Here is a 19,634-nt window from a genome sequence, read left to right on the forward strand (position 1 = left end):
AGGGGTTTGGGGACTATGCGACTGACAATCAAGACGAAACTGGTGACCGCGTTCACCTTCATCATTCTGATGCTCGTAGGCACCGCCGCTTACGGTATCTTCAGCCTTGGATCGCTGAATGACACGATCGATAAGCTTCTCGCCGGCCCGGCAGCCCGGCTCGATCTGGCGCAGCAGATCAACATTGCCCAGCTCGAGGAGATCCGCCAGCAGAAGAACCTGCTCACTGCCCGCAGCGCAGACGAGACGGCTGGCGCAATCGCGAAGGGCAATCAGGCCCGCAAGGACTTCACCGACGCCTTCAACCAGGTGTTGGAGCTGGCCACGGAAGAAGGCAAGGCGCGCTGGGCGCGCATCGCCGAACTTTCCAAGAGCTTCACGGCAGCCGACGATCAGATCCGGGAATATATGAAGGCCGGCAATGCCGAAGGCGCAAATGCCGTTTCCGTCACGACGGCGCGGGTCGCTGCCAACGACATCGACTCGACGCTCAGCGAAATCCTGGCACTTGAAAAGCAGCGTATGAAGGCTGCCGACGACGGCGCCGAGGCGCAGTACACGACGACGCGCACAATGATGGTTGCGGTCGCCGCCGTTGCCCTGCTGATTGCTGCCTTTACCGCGTTCTGGATCGCCAGCACGATCAGCAAGGGCCTCGGCCGTGCCAACAGCGTGGTGCGCGAAGTGTCGGAAGGCGATCTGACCAAGATGGCCGATATCACCAGCCATGACGAAATCGGCGAACTTCTGGGCAACGTCAATACGATGATCGAACGCCTGCGCGGCGTCGTCGCCGACGCACTGTCGGCCGCCGACAACGTCTCTTCCGGCAGCCAGCAGCTTTCGGCAAGCTCGGAACAGGTATCGCAGGGCGCTACCGAACAGGCGGCTTCCGCCGAAGAGGCTTCTGCCTCGATGGAGCAGATGGCCGCCAACATCAAGCAGAACGCCGATAACGCCGCCCAGACCGAAAAGATCGCCCGCCAGTCGGCCAAGGACGCGGAGATGAGCGGTGAAGCGGTGACGCGTGCTGTCGACGCCATGCGCACGATTGCCCAGAAGATCGGCATCGTCCAGGAGATCGCCCGCCAGACCGATCTGCTGGCTCTGAACGCTGCCGTCGAAGCCGCTCGTGCGGGGGAACACGGCAAGGGTTTTGCGGTCGTCGCCTCGGAGGTGCGCAAGCTTGCTGAACGCAGCCAGTCGGCCGCTGCCGAAATCAGCTCGATGTCGAGCGACACAGTCAAGGCTGCCGCCGATGCCGGCGACATGCTTGGCCGGCTGGTGCCCGACATCCGCAAGACGGCGGAACTGGTTTCCGAGATCAGTGCGGCCTGCCGCGAACAGGATATCGGCGCCTCGCAGATCAACGAAGCGATCCAGCAGCTCGACAAAGTGACGCAGCAGAATGCCGGCGCTTCCGAGCAGATGTCGGCAACCTCCGAGGAGCTCGCCTCCCAGGCCGAGGAGCTGCAGACCTCGATCGCCTTCTTCAAGGTCGATACGGCAGGCAGCGCACGGACCGGCGCCTACAAGGCCCAGCCAAAAGCTTCGACCAAGGTGATCAAGACCCCGGCTGCTGTCCGCAAACCCGCCCCGCAGGCCAACGGCCAGGGCCGTGGCCAGACGGTTTCGGCGCAGCAGCAGCGTCTCAAGGGCTTTGCTCTCGATATGTCGATGGGCGGTCCAGACGCCGGCGACGACGACTTTAGGGAGAGCGCATAGGCGCTCCCCTGGCAAAAGCGCCTGAACGCTTTCGCCATGTGATCCCTCGGGCTGCTCCGGTGGCCCGAGGCGGGATATCCCCCAACGCATGTAGGCGTTGGCGCTGCGATCGATAGATGTCCGGCTGCCGGGAAGTGAATGTAGTCGCTTTCCCCCTTTTCAGACACATCACTTTCACGCTCGACGCCCCACCGATGGGACGTGTCTCTATCCATTCGTTTTGACCGCAAACAGGGGGTCTCACATGCGTTTCACCATCAAGCTCAAATTGGGTCTTGCCTTCGGCATCATGACGCTGCTGCTGATCGGCATCGCGGTTTATGGAAGCCTGAGCCTCGGCACCTTGAACGATGCAAGCGGCAATATGATCGACGGCCCGATGCGCCGCCTGGAACTGGCGCTGAACGCCAATGTTGCCGAAGTCAACGCCATCCGCGCTCAGAAGAACGCGCTGCTTTCCACCGAACCCGACGCCGCTGCCGGTTTCTACAAGGAGGCCGACCAGAACTTGCAGGCGATGTTCGATGCCGTCGATGCCGGCCACGCCATCGCTTCGCCCGAAGGCAAGCCCTATTGGGAAAAGCTGCAGACGATCGGTGCGAAATTCCGCGACAGATCCGCCGAACTGCAGCAGCTTGACGCCAGGGGCGATCAAGCCGGTGCACTGGCGCTGTCGCTCGGCGACCTGCGCACGATGACCAACGACATGGGTGACGCGATTGCCGCACTCATCGAGATCCAGCGCAAGGGCATGAAGGCGACCGATCAGTCGAACACCGATCTTTACAATTCGACCAAGCTGATCCTCGGCACCGCTTCCGGTATCGCCGTGCTCATCGCTCTCGGCGCTGCACTGTGGATCACGCTCGGCATCAACAACGGTCTGCGGAAGATTACGACCGTCGTAAACGCCGTCGCAATCGGCGACCTCAACCAGAAGGTCGACGTCAAGACCAATGACGAGATCAAGGATCTCATCAACACGGTCAACACCATGACTGCCAACCTGCGCGCCACGGCAGCACTCGCCGATCAGATCGCTATGGGCGACCTCAGTACCGATGCCAAGCCGCTTTCGGACAAGGATACGCTCGGCATCGCGATGCAGAGCATGATCTCCAACCTGCGGACCACCGCCGGCATCGCCGATCAGATCGCAAACGGCGACCTGACGGTGTCTCCGAAGCCGCTCTCCGACAAGGATGCGCTGGGCCTCGCCCTGGAGCAGATGGTCGAACGTCTGCGCGGCGTCGTCGCCGACGCGATCTCCGCCGCCGAGAACGTCTCTTCCGGCAGCCAGGAACTCTCGGCAAGCTCCGAGCAGGTCTCGCAGGGCGCCACCGAACAGGCGGCTTCGGCCGAAGAGGCTTCCGCCTCGATGGAAGAGATGGCTTCCAATATCAAGCAGAACGCTGACAACGCGGCGCAAACGGAAAAGATCGCCCGTCAGTCGGCCAAGGATGCTGAAGCCAGCGGCGAGGCCGTCTCCCGTGCCGTCGATGCCATGCGCACGATCGCCCAGAAGATCGGCATTGTCCAGGAGATCGCCCGCCAGACCGATCTGCTGGCTCTGAATGCCGCTGTGGAAGCAGCACGCGCCGGCGAACACGGCAAAGGTTTTGCGGTCGTCGCCTCGGAGGTGCGCAAGCTTGCCGAACGCAGCCAGTCGGCTGCCGCCGAAATCAGCGCCATGTCGAGCGATACCGTGACGGCCGCCCAGGAAGCCGGCGATATGCTCGGCCGTCTGGTGCCCGACATCCGCAAGACGGCGGAACTGGTCTCCGAGATCAGTGCTGCCTGCCGCGAACAGGATATCGGGGCTGCCCAGATCAACGAGGCAATCCAGCAGCTCGACAAGGTGACGCAGCAGAATGCCGGTGCCTCCGAGCAGATGTCGGCGACCTCCGAGGAGCTCGCTTCCCAGGCCGAGGAACTGCAGACCTCGATCGCCTTCTTCAGGGTTGACATGGCGGGCGGGCGCCGCGATCGCACGCCGGCTGCAAAACTCACCGTCCGCAGCCGGGCTCCGGCCACACCGCGCAAGCCGGCCAGCAAGGCGCCGGCCAATACGGTCGCCGGCCAGCAGGCCCGCGCCAAGGGGTTTGCCCTCGATATGTCGATGGGCGGTCCCGACACGGCCGATGACGAGTTTAGGGAGAGCGCATAGCGCTCCCCCGTTCGCAACTGTCGTGGGCCAGCCAGCCTGGCCCACGACGCGCACTCCGGCGCTCGCGTGCCGGCACGGAAGTCCGCCAATTTCCTTCCGTGGCATGTCTTTGCCTACTCGAATTTCTTTGCTGCATGATGCCGCGCGCCCCTGGACCCCATTTTATTGCTTCGCTCTCGGAGAGGTATATTGAGATGCGTATTACGATCAAACTTAAGCTCGCAGCCGCATTCGGCTTTGTCATACTGTTGCTGGTAGGCAGCGCGGTCTATGGAATCATCAGCCTCAGTTCCCTGAACGATGCTGTCGGCAACCTTGTTTCAGGTCCTGCAAAAAGGCTGGAACTGGCTCTGGAGGCAAAGACTGCCGAGCTTAATGCCGTTCGCTGGCAGAAGAATGCCCTTCTGGAAATGGATCCCGAAGTGGCCAGGAAGGACTACCAGAACTCGGCGAAGAGCCTGGATGAAATGGTGGCCTTCGCCACGGGCGGCCAACAGCTCGCAACCACCGAGGGCAAACCCACTTGGGACAGGCTGGTTGAGCTTGCCAAACGCTTCAATGAGAGCTCCAACAAGGTCGCCTCCATCCAGGAAAGCGGCGACAGGGCAGGGGCCGCGGCGCTTTCGTCGGGAGAGGTCCGCGTCCTCGTCGTGGAATTGGAAGAGGTTTTCGAGACGCTCGTCGCACTTCAGCAGAAGTCGATGACGCAAGCCGATGACGACACCGACATTCTTTATAGTTCGACGAAGAACATGCTCATCGGTATTGCTGTCGGCGCTTCCGTCATCGCGTTCGCTGCTGCGCTATGGATCGCGCTCGGCGTCAACAGCGGCCTGCGCAAGATCATGAACGTTGCCAGCGCCGTCGCCATCGGTGACCTGAACCAGAAGGTCGAGATCAGGAGCAACGACGAGATCAAGGATCTCGTGAACACGATCAACGTTATGACGGAAAATCTTCGCAACACCGCGGAGATCGCCAATCAGATCGCAAACGGCGACCTGACGGTGTCTCCGAAGCCGCTCTCCGACAAGGATGCGTTGGGCATTGCGCTCGAGCAGATGGTCGAGCGCCTGCGCGGGGTTGTCTCCGACGCGGCCGCTGCCGCAGAAAATGTCTCGGCCGGCAGCCAGGAACTCTCCTCGAGCTCCGAGCAGGTGTCGCAGGGCGCAACTGAACAGGCCGCGTCGGCCGAAGAGGCTTCTGCCTCGATGGAAGAGATGGCCGCCAACATCAAGCAGAACGCCGATAACGCCGCCCAGACCGAAAAGATCGCCCGCCAGTCGGCCAAGGACGCGGAGATGAGCGGTGAAGCGGTGACGCGTGCTGTCGACGCCATGCGCACGATTGCCCAGAAGATCGGCATCGTCCAGGAAATCGCCCGCCAGACCGATCTGCTGGCTTTGAACGCTGCCGTCGAAGCCGCGCGTGCGGGGGAACACGGCAAGGGTTTTGCGGTCGTCGCCTCGGAAGTGCGCAAGCTTGCCGAACGCAGCCAGTCGGCCGCCGCCGAAATCAGCTCTATGTCGGGCGATACGGTCAAGGCCGCTCAGGAAGCCGGCGACATGCTCGGCCGGCTGGTGCCCGATATCCGCAAGACGGCGGAACTGGTTTCCGAGATCAGTGCCGCCTGCCGCGAGCAGGATATCGGCGCCTCGCAGATCAATGAAGCGATCCAGCAGCTCGACAAGGTGACGCAGCAGAATGCCGGTGCTTCCGAGCAGATGTCTGCGACATCGGAAGAGCTCGCGACCCAAGCGGAAGAACTGCAGACGTCGATCGCCTTCTTTAAAGTCGATACGGCAAGCAATCGCCAGCATCGCGTGCCGGCCGCCAAGGTCACGGTCCGCAGCCTGGCTTCCGCCGCCGGCCGCAAGCCCATGTCCAAGAAGCCGGCTGCCAACAGCGTTGCCGGCCAGCAGGCTCGGGCGAAAGGCTTCGCTCTCGATCTCTCGATGGGTGGTCCCGATAGTGGGGACGCCGAGTTCAAGGAAAGCGCATGATCATGGCCACGACATCTCTGGAAGCGCAATTTGTGACCTTCAGCCTCGGCGAGGAGATTTTCGCCGTGCCGGTTGAGGTCGTACGGGAAATCCTCGACTATGCGGAAGCTTTCAAGATTCCGAATGGTCCTGACTATCTGCTCGGCCTGCGCGATGTGCGCGGGCAGGGCGTGCCGACGATCGACCTTCGATTGAAGCTCGGCATGACGAAGACCGTGCCGACACCGCACACGCGGGTGCTCGTCCTCGACGTTCCGATGGAAAGCCGGCTGCTGACGCTCGGCCTCGTCGCCGACCGCGTCTTCGAGGTCACGCCGTTCCGGCGCGAGCAGATCGAGGCAGCGCCCGATATCGGCGTGCGGTGGCGCTCGGACTATATCGCCGGCGTCGTTCGCCGTGAAAACGGCTTCGTCGTCATCATCGATCTTGCACGCTTGCTGTCGCGCGAGGACGCCTCGGCACTGCAATCGGCGGCCTGACCCGCGCATCAACTCGGAGTACTGCATTCTATGAGTATGGCAGCAGCGGTGGAAACCCAATTGCCGGGTGACCGGATCAGCAAGCGCAATTTCGACAAGCTTGCCCGGTTCATCTACGACTATAGCGGCATCAAGATGCCGCCGACCAAGCTGACGATGCTCGAAGGGCGGCTGAGGCGCCGCCTTCGCGCAACCAACCACGCGACCTTCGACGATTATTGCGACTTCCTGTTCAATGAGGATGGCCTCGCCCAGGAAACCGTCTACCTGATCGACGTGGTGACGACGAATAAGACCGACTTCTTCCGCGAAGCCAAGCATTTCGACTATCTGCAGAGCGTGGCGTTGCCGGCGATCGCCAATAGCGGCGTGCGGACCATCCGCACCTGGAGTTCGGCCTGCTCGACGGGGGCGGAACCCTACACGATGGCGATGGTGCTGGCGGAGTTCGCCGAAGGCCGCAATGACGTCTCCTGCAGCGTGCTGGCGACCGACCTTTCCACCGACGTGCTGCAGACGGCGCGCCGGGGCATCTACCCGGAAGATTTGATCGCGCCTGTGCCGCGCGATCTGCAGCGCAAATACGTGCTGACAGCCAAGCAGCCAGGTCGGCGGGAGGTGCGCATCACGCCGAAACTGCGCAGCAAGATCGGTTTTGCCCGTATGAACCTGATGGACGAGAAATACGCGATCGGCGAACCGATGCACGTCATCTTCTGCCGCAACGTGCTAATCTACTTCGACAAACAGACTCAGGCCGGCGTGCTCAACCGCCTCTGCGCCTGCCTGGCGAAGGGCGGCTATATGTTCATCGGTCACTCCGAATCGATCACCGGCTTCGATCTGCCGTTGAAGCAGGTCTCGAATACGGTGTTTCAGCGTATCTAAAGCGCATCGCGTCATCCCAAAACCGCTGCGCACTTCTGGACGGCATGCATTAGGGGCATTCATGGCTAAGAAAATCCGCGTTCTCATCATCGACGATTCCGCCAGCATCCGCCAGACGCTGACCCATGTGCTGGAGCAGGATCCCGATATCGAGATCATGGCGGTCGCATCCGACCCTTTCATGGCGGCGCGGAAGCTCCAGGAGGAGATCCCCGATGTCATCACGCTCGACGTCGAGATGCCGCGCATGGATGGCATCACCTTCCTGCGCAAGCTGATGTCGCAACGGCCGATCCCCGTCGTGATGTGCTCGTCGCTGACGGAAGCGGGTTCGGAAACGCTGCTCCAGGCGCTGGAGGCCGGCGCCGTCGACGTCATTTTGAAATCGAAGATCGGAGCGGCCGACAGCCTTGCCGACGATGCGATGCGTATTCGCGAAGTCGTCAAGAGCGCCTCGCATGCACGGCTTTCCAACGTGCGCCGCGCCGCCGGAACCATTCGCCCGGCTTCGGCGGAGGGGCCGGCCAAGAAGCTGACCGCGGATGTGATGCTGCCGCCACCGACGGGGCGGGCCATGGCTAAGACGACGGAGATGGTCGTCTGCGTCGGCGCCTCCACCGGCGGCACCGAAGCGCTGCGCGAGTTCCTGGAGGAACTGCCGGCCAATGCACCTGGCATGGTGATCGTCCAGCATATGCCGGAAAAATTTACTGCCGCCTTCGCCAAGCGGCTGAACGGGCTCTGCGAGGTCGAGGTCAAGGAAGCCGTCGATGGCGATCCGGTGCTGCGCGGCCATGTGCTGATCGCGCCAGGCGACAAACACATGCTGCTCGAACGCCAGGGTGCGCGCTACTATGTGAGCGTCAAGACCGGGCCGCTGGTGTCGCGACACCGGCCTTCCGTCGACGTGCTCTTCCGCTCGGCGGCGCGCTCGGCCGGCTCGAACGCCATGGGGATCATCATGACCGGCATGGGCGACGACGGCGCGCGCGGCATGCTGGAAATGCATCAGGCCGGCGCCTACACAGTGGCGCAGGACGAGGCGAGTTCCGTTGTTTTCGGCATGCCGAAGGAGGCGATCGCCAAAGGCGGCGTCGACCGTATTCTGCCGCTCGATCAGATCGCTCGCGAAGTGCTGATGACACAACAGAAGTTTTAAGTCGGTTTCAAGGGAACCGGCTGAAGCCGGCGGTATCGCACGATGCCGCCGGCTTTTGATCATAGCCGTCAAGTTCTGTATTCAGGCGAGATAACCGCCGTCGATCGTCAGGCTGGTGCCGGTGACGAAGGCGGCCTCGGCACTGACGAGATAGGCGGCGAGACCGGCGATCTCGCGGTCCTCACCCAGGCGGCCAAGCGCCATCAGCGGCTTGAGGCGCTCATGATCGTCCTCATTGGGGTTCATGTCGGTCGCCGTCGGGCCGGGCTGGATGTTGTTGACGGTGATGCCGCGTGGGCCGAGATCGCGGGCGAGGCCGCGGGTCATCGAGGCGATCGCGCCCTTCGTCATGCTGTAGACTGCGGAGGTCGGAAAGCCGCTGCGATCGGCGGTGACGCTGCCGATGGTGATGATGCGGCCGCCTTCCTTCATATGTCTTGCCGCTGCCTGGATGCCGACGAAGGCAGCGCGGACATTAATGGCGAACATCCGGTCGAAATCTTCGAGCGAATAGTCGTCGAGCGGGTTGAGGATGAGAATCCCGGCATTGCTGACGAGAATGTCGAGACCGCCAAAGGTCTCGGCTGTCAGCGCGACAGCATCCTGCACGGCTTTCGCGTCGGCACTGTCGGCCCGGATCGCTAGCGCCCTGCCGCCGGCAGCCTCCAATTCGGCGACGATCGCCTTCGCCTTGTGCTCCGAGCTGGAATAGGTGAAGGCGACGGCGGCGCCGTCGGCGGCGAGCCTTCGGACGATGGCGGCACCGATGCCGCGTGAGCCGCCGGTAACGAGGGCGATCTTGGTGGAAAGGGGTTGAGACATGCAGGTTTCCTTTGTTTTTGGATAGATCAGTCTAGAATTGTGCATGGAAAGGCCGGTTCGGAGTTGTCCCTTCGTCAGCGGAGGCTTCTGATTGCCATGCGTGCGATACCGCGTAGCGTCGCGGGTGGGGCGCCGTTTCGGGCGCTGACTTTCATGCCCGACAGGGCAGCGCCGAGAAACGGAATGGCGTCGGCGATATCGATATCTGTTGCGAGATCTCCGGTCCTGCGAGCCTCCGCGAGAAGGCTCTCGATCGCCGCGTGAAGCGCGTGGCCGGCGCTGTCGGTAAGAGCTGCGACCTCGGCATCGGTGCGGCCGAATTCACAGATGGCGCTGACACCGAGGCAGCCGCGCCGCGCTTCGGCAGCGGGACGCGAGGCGAAGGCGACAAGAGCGCCTTCCAGCGCCTCGATCGGCCGGCCTTCGCGGCGAAGATCGGCGATGATGTTGTCGATGCTCTCCACATTGTAGCGCTTCAGCGCTTCCAGATAGAGGCCGCGCTTGTCGCCGAAGGTGTCGTACATGCTTTGCCGGCTGATCTTCATCGCCGTCAGCAATTCCTCGGTCGAGGTGCCTTCATAGCCGTGCTCGGAAAATACGCCGATGGCGGCATGAAGGGCGGTGTCGCGATCGAATTCCTTGTGTCGTGCCATGACGAGGCTTCTACTCTTATTGGACTGATCTGTCCAGAATAAAATTAATGGTTTCTGGCACCGCAGGGCAGCCATGCGCGCCTCCCCTTGAAATTTCCCTGATTTTGTGGTCTTGAGGCCGCCAATCTTCGCAGCGCTGCCTGTCATGCATGTTCAGGGACACTTCCCGCCCCTGGCAGCGCGCGCGCCCCGTATCAGTCCCAAGGAAAAATGCGCCGATGGCCCGTTCAGCTCTTCTCAATGTCATGGTTCAGGCTGCCCTCAAGGCAGGAAAGTCGCTGGGACGTGATTTCGGCGAAGTGCAGAACCTGCAGGTTTCCGTGAAGGGACCGGGCGATTTCGTTTCCACCGCCGACCGCAAGGCCGAAAAGATCGTCAGGGAAGAGCTGCTCAAGGCGCGTCCGACCTATGGCTTCCTCGGCGAGGAAAGCGAGGAAATCAGGGGCACCGACGGCGCGCATCGCTGGATCGTCGACCCGCTCGACGGCACGACGAACTTTTTGCACGGCATCCCAGCCTTCGCTGTCTCGATCGCGCTCGAACGCAATGGCGAGATCGTTGCCGCCGTCGTCTTCAATCCGGCGACCGACGAACTCTATACCGCCGAGCGTGGCGGCGGCGCCTTTCTCAACGACCGGCGCCTGCGCGTCGCTGCGCGCCGGGCACTGTCGGATTGCGTCATCGGCTGTGGCGTGCCGGCGCTCGGCAAGCGCAATCACGGCAAGTTCCTGGTCGAGCTTCGCCACGTGATGGGCGAAGTGGCAGGCATCCGGCGCCTGGGCTCGCCGACGCTTGATCTTGCCTATGTCGCGGCCGGGCGTTTCGACGGTTTCTGGGAAGCGGAGCTTGCGCCCTGGGATATGGCGGCTGGCATCCTGCTCATCCGCGAAGCTGGCGGTTTCGCCACCGACTGGGACGGTGGCGCGACGATGCTGGAGAGCGGCACGATCGTCGCCGGCAACGAGATTATCCACAAGGCGCTGATCGAAGTCGTCAAGCGGCCGGTTCCCGCCAAGTGACCGAACGAAAATCTGGCTGTTGTAAAGTCACGGTTTTCTCCCCGGCATACTTCAATTCGGCACAATGTTGTTCTAGTCTCCGCCAGCAGGGAATCCGGAGGCTGCGTAACCTATGGAAAATGTGAATGTGGCGGAGATCGGCTCCACCGAAAAGACGGCGGGCATTTATGCCAACAGGCTTTCGAGCCCCATGCCCTTCCTCTGGACGATGCTGCTTTTCCTCGTCATCGTCGGTTTTATCGCCGCCATCCTCTTCCGCCAGACGCAGACCGCCTTCATGCACAATCCGGGCCTCAACGGCCTGATCGTCGGCGTTCTCGCGGTCGGAATCATCCTTGTTTTCAACCATGTACTGGCGCTTCGCCCCGAGGTGCGCTGGTTCAATTCGTTCCGCGCCGCCGGCAGCGTCGACAAGGTCAACCGCAATCCGCGGCTGCTTGCGCCAATGCGGGCGCTGCTCGGCAGCCGCAAGTCCGCAGTGTCGCTGTCGACGACGGCGCTACGCTCGATCCTCGATTCGATTGCCAGCCGCCTCGACGAATCGCGCGACGTTTCGCGCTACCTGATCGGCCTCTTGGTCTTCCTCGGCCTGCTCGGCACATTCTGGGGCCTCATCGGCACGATCGGTTCGATCAGCATTGTCATCCAGTCGCTCGATGCCGGCTCGAACGGCACCGGGGACGTGCTCTCGGCGCTGAAGGAAGGGCTTTCCACGCCGCTTTCGGGCATGGGCCAGGCCTTCTCCTCCTCGCTGCTCGGCCTTTCCGGTTCGCTCATTCTCGGCTTCCTCGACCTGCAGGCCGGCCGCGCGCAAAACCGCTTCTATATGGAGCTGGAAAACTGGCTCTCCTCGGTCACGGATGTCGGCTCCGATCATCTTGCCCCAGCTCTCGACGCCGTTTCCGGCGCTTCGTCGGACGACATGCGCGCGCTCTCCGATTATCTGCGCAAGGTCTCGGAAGAGGGCGGCGCCGGCAGCCAGCGCTCCGTCGCTGCCATGGCGAGCCTTGCCGAAGGCATTCAGGGTCTCGTCAAGAACATGCGCAACGAGCAGCAGATGCTGCGCGACTGGATCGAGGCACAGCAGGACGAGGCCAAGGCAATGCGACGCACGCTCGACCGGCTTGCCGAACGCATCGGCGTGCAGGAGCGCGCAGGTGAGAGGGGCGAGCGTTTGCGCGACCGTGCCAGCCAGGCAGAAAAGAGCGAGGGCAAGTAAGCCATGGCTCTTGCCCGCAACCGGCGCCGCGAACGCACGGTGGATTACTGGCCGGGTTTCGTCGACGCGCTGTCGACGCTGCTCATTTCCATCATGTTCCTGCTGACGGTCTTCGTCGTCGGGCAGTTCATCCTCAGCCGCGAGATCACTGGACGCGATGAGGTGCTCAATCGTCTCAACAGCCAGATCAACGAATTGACGCAGCTTCTCGCGCTCGAAAAGGGCAGCAACCAGGATCTCCAGGATTCGGTCGCCAATCTGCAGGCCTCGCTTGCCAGCGCCGAAGGTGACCGGTCGCGGCTGCAGGCGCTGCTGAATGCCGGTTCGGGCGGTCAGGATGCGGCACAGAAGCGGATCGGCTCGATGACGCAGGAGCTCGACGAGCAGAAGCAGGTGAGCGAGCGGGCGCTCAGCCAGGTCGAATTGCTGAACCAGCAGATCGCAGCGCTTCGCAGCCAGATTGCCGCCGTCGAAGCAGCCCTTCAGGCGTCGGAGGAGAAAGACCGGGTCTCGCAGACCAAGATCGCCGACCTCGGCAGCCGCCTCAACGTGGCGCTCGCCGCACGCGTTCAGGAGCTGAACCGCTACCGTTCCGACTTCTTCGGCCGTCTGCGCGAGATCCTCTCGGACCGCGAGAATATCCGCATCGTCGGCGACCGGTTCGTCTTCCAATCGGAAGTGCTGTTTCCCTCGGGCGGCGCCGATCTCAACCCGGAGGGGCAGACCGAGATGGCGAAGCTTGCTAGCGCCCTTCTCGATCTCGCCAAAGAAATTCCGCCCGAGATCAACTGGGTGCTGCGCGTCGATGGCCATACCGACAATGTGCCGCTTGGCGGAACTGGCCGCTATCGCGACAATTGGGAACTCTCCTCGGCGCGCGCGATTTCGGTCGTCAAATTCCTGATTGCACAAGGCGTGCCGGCCGACCGGCTGGTTGCCGCCGGCTTCGGCGAGTTCCAGCCGATCGCGCCTGGCGATACACCGGATGCGCGCTCTACCAACCGCCGCATCGAGCTGAAGCTGACCGAGAAGTGATTAACATCATATCGCCTGCCGCGCGTCCTTTAGCCGGCCGGCGAGGAAATCGCGCACGGCGGGGCTGTCGCTGAGGCCGATTGCTGTCATATAGGCATCGGCTGCCGCGGTATGATCGCCGACCTGGGTCAGGAGAAAGGCACGCACCGCCCAGTAGGGCTGGTAGCTTGCGATGTCGCGCGGATCGAGCTTGTCGAGCTGCTCCAGCCCGGCAGCGGCGCTCGAGGCCCTGCCGATCACCGCAGCCTGGCTGACGCGCGCACCCAGCGTCGGCTTCATCATCACCAGCGCTGCGTAGAGTGTCGTCAGCGCCTGCCAGTCGGTCGTTCCCGATAGCCGGCGCGCCGCATGCACGGACTGGATCGCCGCCTGGCACTGGAAGGGGCCGAAACGGTCGAAGCTGCCGGCCTTGCGCAGCAGCGCATCCGCCTCGGCAATCATGATCGCGTTCCACGCAGTCGTATCCTGCTCATCCAACGGCACATATCGGCCATCGCCGCCGCGCCGGGCGCTGCGGCGGGCTTCGCAGTGAAGCATCAGCGAGAGCAGGCCAACAGCTTCCGGTTCGTCCGGCAGCACCGCCAGAAGCGCACGGCCGAGCCAGATCGCTTCGCCGGCGAGCGAATGGCGTTCGTTCTCTCCGTCAAGACCGTCCCAGCCGAGACCGTAAGCCGCGTAGATCGCCGAAAGCACCGCCGCCAACCGCCCCGGCAACGCGGGGCGAGGCGGAACGGCGAAGGGAATGCCGGCATCGCGGATCTTCACCTTGGCCCGCACCAGCCGCTGGCTCATCGCCTCCGGTGAGACGACGAACGATCGGGCGATGATCTTTGCTTCGATGCCAGGAACGGTCTGCAGCATCAGCGCCGTATGCACGGAGCTGTCGATGGCGGGATGGGTGCAGGCAAACAGCAGCTTCAGCCGCTCATCGGGAAAGACGGCGCTGCCGGCCGCATTCATGCGTTCCTCCGCCTCCTCGAAAGCGACCGATATCGTCGTTTGCGCATTGGCCTCGACAGTGCGGTGGCGGGCAGCCTGCATGAGGTTGCGGCGGGCAGCCACCAGCAGCCAGGCTTCCGGATTGCCAGGAATGCCGCGCTCCGGCCAGACGCGAAGCGCCGAAGCCAGCGCTTCCGACAATGCATCTTCTGCCGCCGGCACGTCGCGCGAGCGGGCGGCGAGAAAGGCGATCAGCTTGCCGTAGGACTGACGCGCCACCTTTTCGGCAGCGCGTCCGGCATCGGGCGGCATGACCACCTCACATCTGCAGGCGCGGGCGCACCTCGACCGAACCCTTGTCGGAGATCGGAACGCGGATTGCCCATTCGAGTGCGGTGTCCATGTCAGGGACGTCGATCAGATAGAAGCCGCCGAGCTGTTCCTTGCCGTCCGGATAGGGGCCGTCCTGGACATCATGGTCCTCGCCTTTGCGGCGCACGATCGTGCCGGTTTCCGGGCCTGTCAGCCCGGCGCCGCCAGTCATGATCCCTGCCTGGGCGAGCGCCTGGCTGTAGGCGACCCAGCCGTCGCGATAGGCGGGATCGCTACGGCGGGCGAAATCCTCGGCGGCTTCGCGAATGATGAGAGCATATTGCATGGAAAACTCCTGATCTCGTTGCTGACGTTGATCCGGGCATGCCGATAGCGGGGATCCAGATCCCGAAAACCGTGAAGCCCGGCGGAGCGGTGGGGCCGTTCCGAAACAATGAGGCGCGGCCACCGGTCGTTTCGACATGGTTTTCAAAAAAATATGCGAAAAAGAAAAATGGCGCCGAAAATCGCAAGCGGGCCAGGCTCAAGGGCGCCGGCGCTGCTTACGGGCGCGAAAGGGCAGGGCGGCAATCACGCCGCCGCCGCCGGTCTGCTCAGGACTCGGCCTTCGTCTGGTCGACGACCTCGGCGCTTGGCGTGTTCTTCTTGATGGATTCGATGGCACTCACGGCGGACGCCTTCGCCTTGTAGCCTTCGGACAGGAACATGGTTTCCCCGTTCGATGCCTTGAAGCGGAAGCGGAACTCGCCGGCCTTATCCTTATAGACTTCGAATTTATACATAGATGTCTCCCGAAATCCCAAAACGCTGAATTGCAACCATCAGCTTAGTGGAGGCTAGATCAAAATGGCGAGCTTTTCCACTGCCTTAATCAGGATTGGGTTGCTTAGCGTCCAATTGTCACCGTTTCTATTGGACGCAAGCGAATGAGGGCGGCAGCGCCTATGCCCGAGAACAGGATGATCTCAGGCCGGATCGGCCTAAAATCTGAATCCTGTTCTCATTTAAAGAATAGAGCATGACGTCATCCGAAAACCGCTCACACTTTGCGGATCATGCTCGGCATCACTCCATCTGGATGTTCGCGCCCTTGACGACCGGTTCCCATTTGGCGAGTTCGGCCTTCACATGGGCGGCGAGTTCCTCCGGCGTCGAGCCGACGATGGTGGCGCTGAATTCCTTCATCCGTTCCGCAACGGCAGGGTCGGCGAGCGCTTTCTTGGCCGAGGCGTTAAGGCGCGTCACGACCTCGCTCGGCGTCTTGGCCGGGGCGAAAAGCGCGTTCCAGGTGTAGGTCTCGTAACCTGGAATGCCTGACTCGGCGACGGTCGGTACGTCGGGGAAGGAGGGCGCGCGCTCGGCCGTGGTCACCGCCAGCGCCCGCAGAGTGCCGGCCTTGATGTGGCTCGACGAGGAGGGCAGGTTGTCGAACATGATCGGCACCTGGTTGCCGATGACGTCGTTCAATGCCGGACCGGCACCCTTATAGGGGATGTGCTGCATGCTGACGCCGGCCATGGACTTGAAGAGTTCACCGGAAAGATGCAACGGCGTGCCGTTGCCCGATGAGGCGTAGCTGTATTTGTCGGGCTCGGCCTTCAGCAGGGCGACCAGTTCCTGCACGGTCTTTGCCGGCAGTTCCGGGTTGACGACCAGCACATTCGGCACGACGACGAGCAGCGAGATCGGCGCGAAATCCTTTTCGGCGTCATAGGGCGTCGATTTCAGGATCAGCGGATTGAGGGCGTGGGTCGCGACCGTGCCCATCAGGATGGTGTAGCCGTCCGGTTCGGCGCGGGCGACGTTACCGGCGCCGAGATTGCCGCCGGCGCCGGCGACGTTCTGGACGATTACCTGTTGGCCGAGATCCTCCGACATCTTCTGCGCGACGATGCGGGCGACGACATCGGTCGAGCCGCCGGCCGCGAAGGGCACGACCATAGTGATCGCGCGATCGGGAAAATCCGCAGCAGCGGCAGACGCGCCGACGGCAAGGGCCGCAAGCGCACCGAAACCGAGCGCAAGGCCCGTACGTCGCGTCATATCGAAAAGCGCCATTCCTATCTCCTCCCAAGGATTTCAGCAGCAATATCCCCACCCCGGGGAATGAAGAGGTTAGGGCAGGACGCGCGAAAGACAACCGCAGAGAAGCGCGGCGGGTTCAGACTTTAGTCGCTGTTGGCGGGAGAAGTGCGCGCCGGCTATTTCGCGGCGGCGAGCACATCCTCATTGGCGGCGTCGAATTGCAGCCGCGCCAGCCGCGCATAGATGCCGCCGTGACGGATCAGGCTCTGATGCGTGCCCTCTTCGACGACCCGGCCCTGATCCATGACGAGAATACGGTCGGCCTTCAGCACGGTTGCCAGGCGATGGGCGATGACGAGCGTCGTGCGGCCGTCCACCAGGCCGTCAAGCGCCTTCTGCACCAGCGTTTCGCTTTCGGCGTCAAGCGCGGAGGTTGCCTCGTCGAGCAGCAGCACGGGCGCGTTCTTCAGGATGGCGCGGGCAATGGCGATGCGCTGTCGCTGGCCGCCGGAGAGCGTGATGCCGCGTTCGCCGACCTCGGTCTCATAACCCTGGTCCAGCCGGGCGATGAATTCGTCGGCCTGCGCGGCAAGAGCTGCGGCGCGGACCTCGTCACGCGAGGCGCCGGGACGGCCGAAGGCGATGTTGTCATGGATCGAGGCGGCAAAGATGGTGACGTCCTGCGGCACGATGGCGATGCGCTGGCGCAGCTCGTCGGGCGTCGTCAGCTGCGCATCGACACCGTCGATCTTCACGCTGCCCTGCTGCGGATCGTAGAAGCGCAGCAGCAGCGAAAAGACGGTGCTCTTGCCGGCACCGGAAGGGCCGACGATGGCGACGGTCTCACCTGGCGTGACCGCGAAGCTTAAACCATGCAGCGCCGATTTGCCGGGGCGCGAGGGATAGGCAAAATGCACGCCGGAAAATTCGACGCGGCCGCGGCTGGGCGAGGGAAGCGGCTCAGGGCTGGCGGGTGCTGCGATCGGCGAGACCTCGTCGAGAAGCTCGGTCAGCCGGTCTGCGGCACCGGCTGCCTGCGAGAGTTCACCCCAGACCTCTGACAGCGCGCCCAGCGAACCGGCGGAGATGACGGCATAGAGCAGGAACTGGCCGAGCGTGCCGGCCGAAAGCGTGCCGGCAAGCACGCTGTGGGCGCCGACCCAAAGAACGGCGACGACGCTGCCGAAGATCAGCGTGATGGCGATCCCGGTCAGCAGCGCGCGCGAGCGGATGGCGGCGCGGGCGGCCTCATAGGCGGATTCGACGGCGGTGCCGTAACGCGTCGCTGCGGCATCCTCGCCGTTGAAGGCCTGGACGGTGCGGGTCGCGGCGATCGTCTCGTTGGCGAAGGCGGAGGCATCGGCGAGCGTATCCTGGGCGGCGCGTGAGCGCTTGCGCACCGAGCGGCCGAAGGCGACGAGCGGGAAGACAATCAGCGGGATCGCTCCGATGACGAGGCTCGAAAGCTTCGGCGAGGTGACGATCATCATGCCCATGGCGCCGATACAGAGGATGAAGTTCCTGAGCGCCACCGAGGCGGTGGCGCCGACGGCGGACTTGATCTGTGTCGTATCGGCGGTCAGCCGCGAGACGATCTCACCCGATTGATTGACGTCGAAGAAGGAGGGCGACAGCCTTGTCACATGGGAAAAGACATCGCGGCGAAGATCGGCGACGATGCGCTCGCCGATGGTGATGACGAAATAATAGCGCAGCGCGCTGGCGACCGCGAGCACGATGGCCATGACCATCAGCATGGCGAAGTAGCTGTTGATGAAGCGGCCGTCGGACTGGGTGAAGCCGTGATCGATCATGCGACGCACGGCGAGCGGCAGCGCCAGCGAGGTGATGGCGGCAAGCGCCAGCGACATCAGCGCACCGGCCACCAGGCCGCGGTAGCGCATGACATAGGGCATCAGCCTGCCGAGCGGTCGCAGCGATCGCTTCTTGTTTTCCTCAGCCCGTGTCTGCTCTGCCAAATCGTCTCCGATCGCCCGCAGGACCCGCGCAATGCGGCCTGTTGGCTCTTGTTATCTAGGCGTCCTTCATGTATAGGCACCGCATCCTAATGGGAAGCCGTAGCCATCCGACTGCGGCTTCATTTATTCAATCGGTTCGTTGGCCGCAACTGCATGCGGCAAATTGAACTCCGGTATCGCAGGAAGATTGTTATGAAGGCAGGCATCCATCCCGAATATCACATGATCAAGGTGGTCATGACCGATGGCACTGAGTACGAAACCCGCTCGACCTGGGGTTCGGAAGGCGCTGTCATGAACCTCGAAATCGACTCCAAGTCGCATCCGGCCTGGACCGGCGGCAACCAGCAGCTCATGGACCGCGGTGGCCGCGTTTCCAAGTTCAACAAGCGCTTCGGCGGTCTCGGCCTCTAATCGCTTTTGCTCGACGGAATTCGAAGAGAGCCCGGTTTCGCCGGGCTTTTTTGCGTTTGCAACGGCTTACAGTGCCGCGCGTCTTTTGGGACGCGTAAAGGACGCTGTAGGGATGCGGGCTTCAGCGGCAAACAAAAAACCGGCCACGTAAGACGCAGCCGGTTCGTATTCGAATTCTTGCAGATCTGGTCAGTTGTTGCCGAAGGCGGTCTGCAACAGGGAAAGCTGGGCCTGGACGCTGTTCTGATTATCATGAACGATCACCGCTTCGGACGGGCGGTAGATCTCGCGGTCGAGTAGGGCGATACGGTTCTGCAAACGCAGCGAGCGTTCGACGAGGTCGCGGAAGGATTCCGGCAGGTCGCCCCAGCCGGGCGCGGCGCGGTCGACGTTGAAGCCGTCGAGGCGAACCTTGTTCTTTTCGGCCAGCACCTGGTCACGGGACATTTCGCCATTGTTGACGGCGCGCTGCAACAGCAGCCAGGAGGCCATCTGCATCAGGCGGGTGGTGAGACGCATCGATTCCGCGGCGTAGAGAACCGAGGCCATCCGCGGCAGAACCTTGGAGGCGGCGCGGCCCTGACCGTCGAGATAGGCGGCAGTCTCTTCGACCAGCGACATGCCTTCCGCATAAAGTGCCTTGAACTGCGAGGATGCAGCGGCGCGGCCTGCAAAACTGATCGTGTTCAATCCAACTTCCGACATCGCAATAGTCCCTGTTCGCACGCAGCTACATATATTCAGGTAACGCCGGCACCGACGGAAAAGTTTCCAG

General features: G+C 62.8%; 18 protein-coding genes. 10 read left to right on the forward strand and 8 right to left on the reverse strand.

What is annotated here, in order from left to right; all coding sequences use genetic code 11:
- Window positions 1-15: 15 nt before the first annotated feature.
- From FFM53_RS17040 to FFM53_RS17065, 6 genes are all read left to right on the forward strand, one after another.
- Window positions 16-1,725, forward strand: a complete 1,710-nt coding sequence (locus FFM53_RS17040; protein WP_138333397.1) for a methyl-accepting chemotaxis protein — start codon at window positions 16-18, stop codon at window positions 1,723-1,725.
- 244 nt (window positions 1,726-1,969) lie between these two features.
- Entirely contained in the window at window positions 1,970-3,892 is a 1,923-nt protein-coding gene (locus tag FFM53_RS17045; RefSeq protein WP_138390528.1) for a HAMP domain-containing methyl-accepting chemotaxis protein, read from the forward strand.
- A gap of 194 nt (window positions 3,893-4,086) precedes the next feature.
- The gene (locus FFM53_RS17050) at window positions 4,087-5,895 is read left to right on the forward strand and encodes a methyl-accepting chemotaxis protein (protein ID WP_173883599.1); all 1,809 of its coding nucleotides are present in this window, start codon (window positions 4,087-4,089) and stop codon (window positions 5,893-5,895) included.
- Window positions 5,892-6,374, forward strand: coding sequence for a chemotaxis protein CheW (locus tag FFM53_RS17055; protein WP_018072866.1), 483 nt, complete (start codon window positions 5,892-5,894; stop codon window positions 6,372-6,374). Before FFM53_RS17050 ends, FFM53_RS17055 begins: the two co-directional genes overlap by 4 nt.
- A 30-nt stretch (window positions 6,375-6,404) precedes the next feature.
- The gene (locus FFM53_RS17060; protein WP_138390946.1) at window positions 6,405-7,262 is read left to right on the forward strand and encodes a CheR family methyltransferase; all 858 of its coding nucleotides are present in this window, start codon (window positions 6,405-6,407) and stop codon (window positions 7,260-7,262) included.
- A 61-nt stretch (window positions 7,263-7,323) separates the two neighbouring features.
- Window positions 7,324-8,421, forward strand: coding sequence for a protein-glutamate methylesterase/protein-glutamine glutaminase (locus FFM53_RS17065; protein ID WP_138333401.1), 1,098 nt, complete (start codon window positions 7,324-7,326; stop codon window positions 8,419-8,421).
- Window positions 8,422-8,502: 81 nt separating this feature from the next.
- Here the strand turns inward: FFM53_RS17065 and FFM53_RS17070 are convergent, their stop codons facing one another.
- Both FFM53_RS17070 and FFM53_RS17075 read right to left on the reverse strand, forming a co-directional pair.
- Complete coding sequence (locus FFM53_RS17070; protein ID WP_138390945.1) at window positions 8,503-9,243, reverse strand: 3-oxoacyl-ACP reductase family protein; 741 nt, start codon at window positions 9,241-9,243, stop codon at window positions 8,503-8,505.
- A 74-nt stretch (window positions 9,244-9,317) separates the two neighbouring features.
- A complete protein-coding gene (locus FFM53_RS17075) occupies window positions 9,318-9,896 on the reverse strand; it encodes a TetR/AcrR family transcriptional regulator (RefSeq protein ID WP_138333403.1) in 579 nt (192 codons plus the stop codon).
- A gap of 218 nt (window positions 9,897-10,114) precedes the next feature.
- On the opposite strand from FFM53_RS17075, the gene FFM53_RS17080 reads away from it, so the two are divergent.
- The 3 genes from FFM53_RS17080 (at window position 10,115) to FFM53_RS17090 (ending at window position 13,169) form a co-directional block, all read left to right on the forward strand.
- Window positions 10,115-10,915, forward strand: a complete 801-nt coding sequence (locus FFM53_RS17080; protein ID WP_138333404.1) for an inositol monophosphatase family protein — start codon at window positions 10,115-10,117, stop codon at window positions 10,913-10,915.
- 112 nt (window positions 10,916-11,027) lie between these two features.
- On the forward strand, window positions 11,028-12,134 hold the full coding sequence (locus tag FFM53_RS17085; RefSeq protein WP_138333405.1) for a flagellar motor protein MotA: 1,107 nt from the start codon (window positions 11,028-11,030) through the stop codon (window positions 12,132-12,134).
- Window positions 12,135-12,137: 3 nt separating this feature from the next.
- A complete protein-coding gene (locus FFM53_RS17090; protein WP_138333406.1) occupies window positions 12,138-13,169 on the forward strand; it encodes a peptidoglycan -binding protein in 1,032 nt (343 codons plus the stop codon).
- A 6-nt stretch (window positions 13,170-13,175) separates the two neighbouring features.
- On the opposite strand, the gene FFM53_RS17095 is transcribed toward FFM53_RS17090, so the two are convergent.
- From FFM53_RS17095 to FFM53_RS17115, 5 genes are all read right to left on the reverse strand, one after another.
- Window positions 13,176-14,420, reverse strand: coding sequence for an RNA polymerase sigma factor (locus tag FFM53_RS17095; RefSeq protein ID WP_138390944.1), 1,245 nt, complete (start codon window positions 14,418-14,420; stop codon window positions 13,176-13,178).
- Window positions 14,421-14,427: 7 nt separating this feature from the next.
- Entirely contained in the window at window positions 14,428-14,766 is a 339-nt protein-coding gene (locus FFM53_RS17100) for a YciI family protein (RefSeq protein ID WP_012758892.1), read from the reverse strand.
- Between the two features lie 268 nt (window positions 14,767-15,034).
- Window positions 15,035-15,223, reverse strand: a complete 189-nt coding sequence (locus tag FFM53_RS17105; RefSeq protein ID WP_064651210.1) for a YegP family protein — start codon at window positions 15,221-15,223, stop codon at window positions 15,035-15,037.
- Window positions 15,224-15,506: 283 nt separating this feature from the next.
- Window positions 15,507-16,499 (reverse strand): Bug family tripartite tricarboxylate transporter substrate binding protein, encoded by a 993-nt coding sequence (locus FFM53_RS17110; RefSeq protein ID WP_138390943.1) that lies wholly within the window; start codon window positions 16,497-16,499, stop codon window positions 15,507-15,509.
- A gap of 143 nt (window positions 16,500-16,642) precedes the next feature.
- Window positions 16,643-18,445 (reverse strand): ABC transporter transmembrane domain-containing protein, encoded by a 1,803-nt coding sequence (locus FFM53_RS17115; RefSeq protein ID WP_138333414.1) that lies wholly within the window; start codon window positions 18,443-18,445, stop codon window positions 16,643-16,645.
- 192 nt (window positions 18,446-18,637) lie between these two features.
- Between FFM53_RS17115 and rpmE the strand changes: the two genes are divergently transcribed.
- On the forward strand, window positions 18,638-18,859 hold the full coding sequence (gene rpmE, locus FFM53_RS17120; RefSeq protein WP_003542805.1) for a 50S ribosomal protein L31: 222 nt from the start codon (window positions 18,638-18,640) through the stop codon (window positions 18,857-18,859).
- A gap of 189 nt (window positions 18,860-19,048) precedes the next feature.
- Here rpmE and rcdA read toward each other — a convergent pair whose 3' ends face one another.
- Window positions 19,049-19,564 carry a protease adaptor protein RcdA gene (rcdA, locus tag FFM53_RS17125; RefSeq protein ID WP_003542804.1) on the reverse strand — a complete coding sequence of 172 codons (516 nt, stop codon included), beginning with the start codon at window positions 19,562-19,564 and terminating at the stop codon, window positions 19,049-19,051.
- Between the last annotated feature and the right edge of the window lie 70 nt (window positions 19,565-19,634).

The organism is Rhizobium indicum (assembly GCF_005862305.2).
GTDB lineage: Bacteria > Pseudomonadota > Alphaproteobacteria > Rhizobiales > Rhizobiaceae > Rhizobium > Rhizobium indicum.

Coding starts and splice junctions, on each gene's coding strand:
- FFM53_RS17040 (WP_138333397.1), top strand. CDS start 16: ATGCGACTGACAATCAAGACGAAACTGGTGACCGCGTTCACCTTCATC.
- FFM53_RS17045 (WP_138390528.1), top strand. CDS start 1,970: ATGCGTTTCACCATCAAGCTCAAATTGGGTCTTGCCTTCGGCATCATG.
- FFM53_RS17050 (WP_173883599.1), top strand. CDS start 4,087: ATGCGTATTACGATCAAACTTAAGCTCGCAGCCGCATTCGGCTTTGTC.
- FFM53_RS17055 (WP_018072866.1), top strand. CDS start 5,892: ATGATCATGGCCACGACATCTCTGGAAGCGCAATTTGTGACCTTCAGC.
- FFM53_RS17060 (WP_138390946.1), top strand. CDS start 6,405: ATGAGTATGGCAGCAGCGGTGGAAACCCAATTGCCGGGTGACCGGATC.
- FFM53_RS17065 (WP_138333401.1), top strand. CDS start 7,324: ATGGCTAAGAAAATCCGCGTTCTCATCATCGACGATTCCGCCAGCATC.
- FFM53_RS17070 (WP_138390945.1), bottom strand. CDS start 9,243: ATGTCTCAACCCCTTTCCACCAAGATCGCCCTCGTTACCGGCGGCTCA.
- FFM53_RS17075 (WP_138333403.1), bottom strand. CDS start 9,896: ATGGCACGACACAAGGAATTCGATCGCGACACCGCCCTTCATGCCGCC.
- FFM53_RS17080 (WP_138333404.1), top strand. CDS start 10,115: ATGGCCCGTTCAGCTCTTCTCAATGTCATGGTTCAGGCTGCCCTCAAG.
- FFM53_RS17085 (WP_138333405.1), top strand. CDS start 11,028: ATGGAAAATGTGAATGTGGCGGAGATCGGCTCCACCGAAAAGACGGCG.
- FFM53_RS17090 (WP_138333406.1), top strand. CDS start 12,138: ATGGCTCTTGCCCGCAACCGGCGCCGCGAACGCACGGTGGATTACTGG.
- FFM53_RS17095 (WP_138390944.1), bottom strand. CDS start 14,420: ATGCCGCCCGATGCCGGACGCGCTGCCGAAAAGGTGGCGCGTCAGTCC.
- FFM53_RS17100 (WP_012758892.1), bottom strand. CDS start 14,766: ATGCAATATGCTCTCATCATTCGCGAAGCCGCCGAGGATTTCGCCCGC.
- FFM53_RS17105 (WP_064651210.1), bottom strand. CDS start 15,223: ATGTATAAATTCGAAGTCTATAAGGATAAGGCCGGCGAGTTCCGCTTC.
- FFM53_RS17110 (WP_138390943.1), bottom strand. CDS start 16,499: ATGGCGCTTTTCGATATGACGCGACGTACGGGCCTTGCGCTCGGTTTC.
- rpmE (WP_003542805.1), top strand. CDS start 18,638: ATGAAGGCAGGCATCCATCCCGAATATCACATGATCAAGGTGGTCATG.
- rcdA (WP_003542804.1), bottom strand. CDS start 19,564: ATGTCGGAAGTTGGATTGAACACGATCAGTTTTGCAGGCCGCGCCGCT.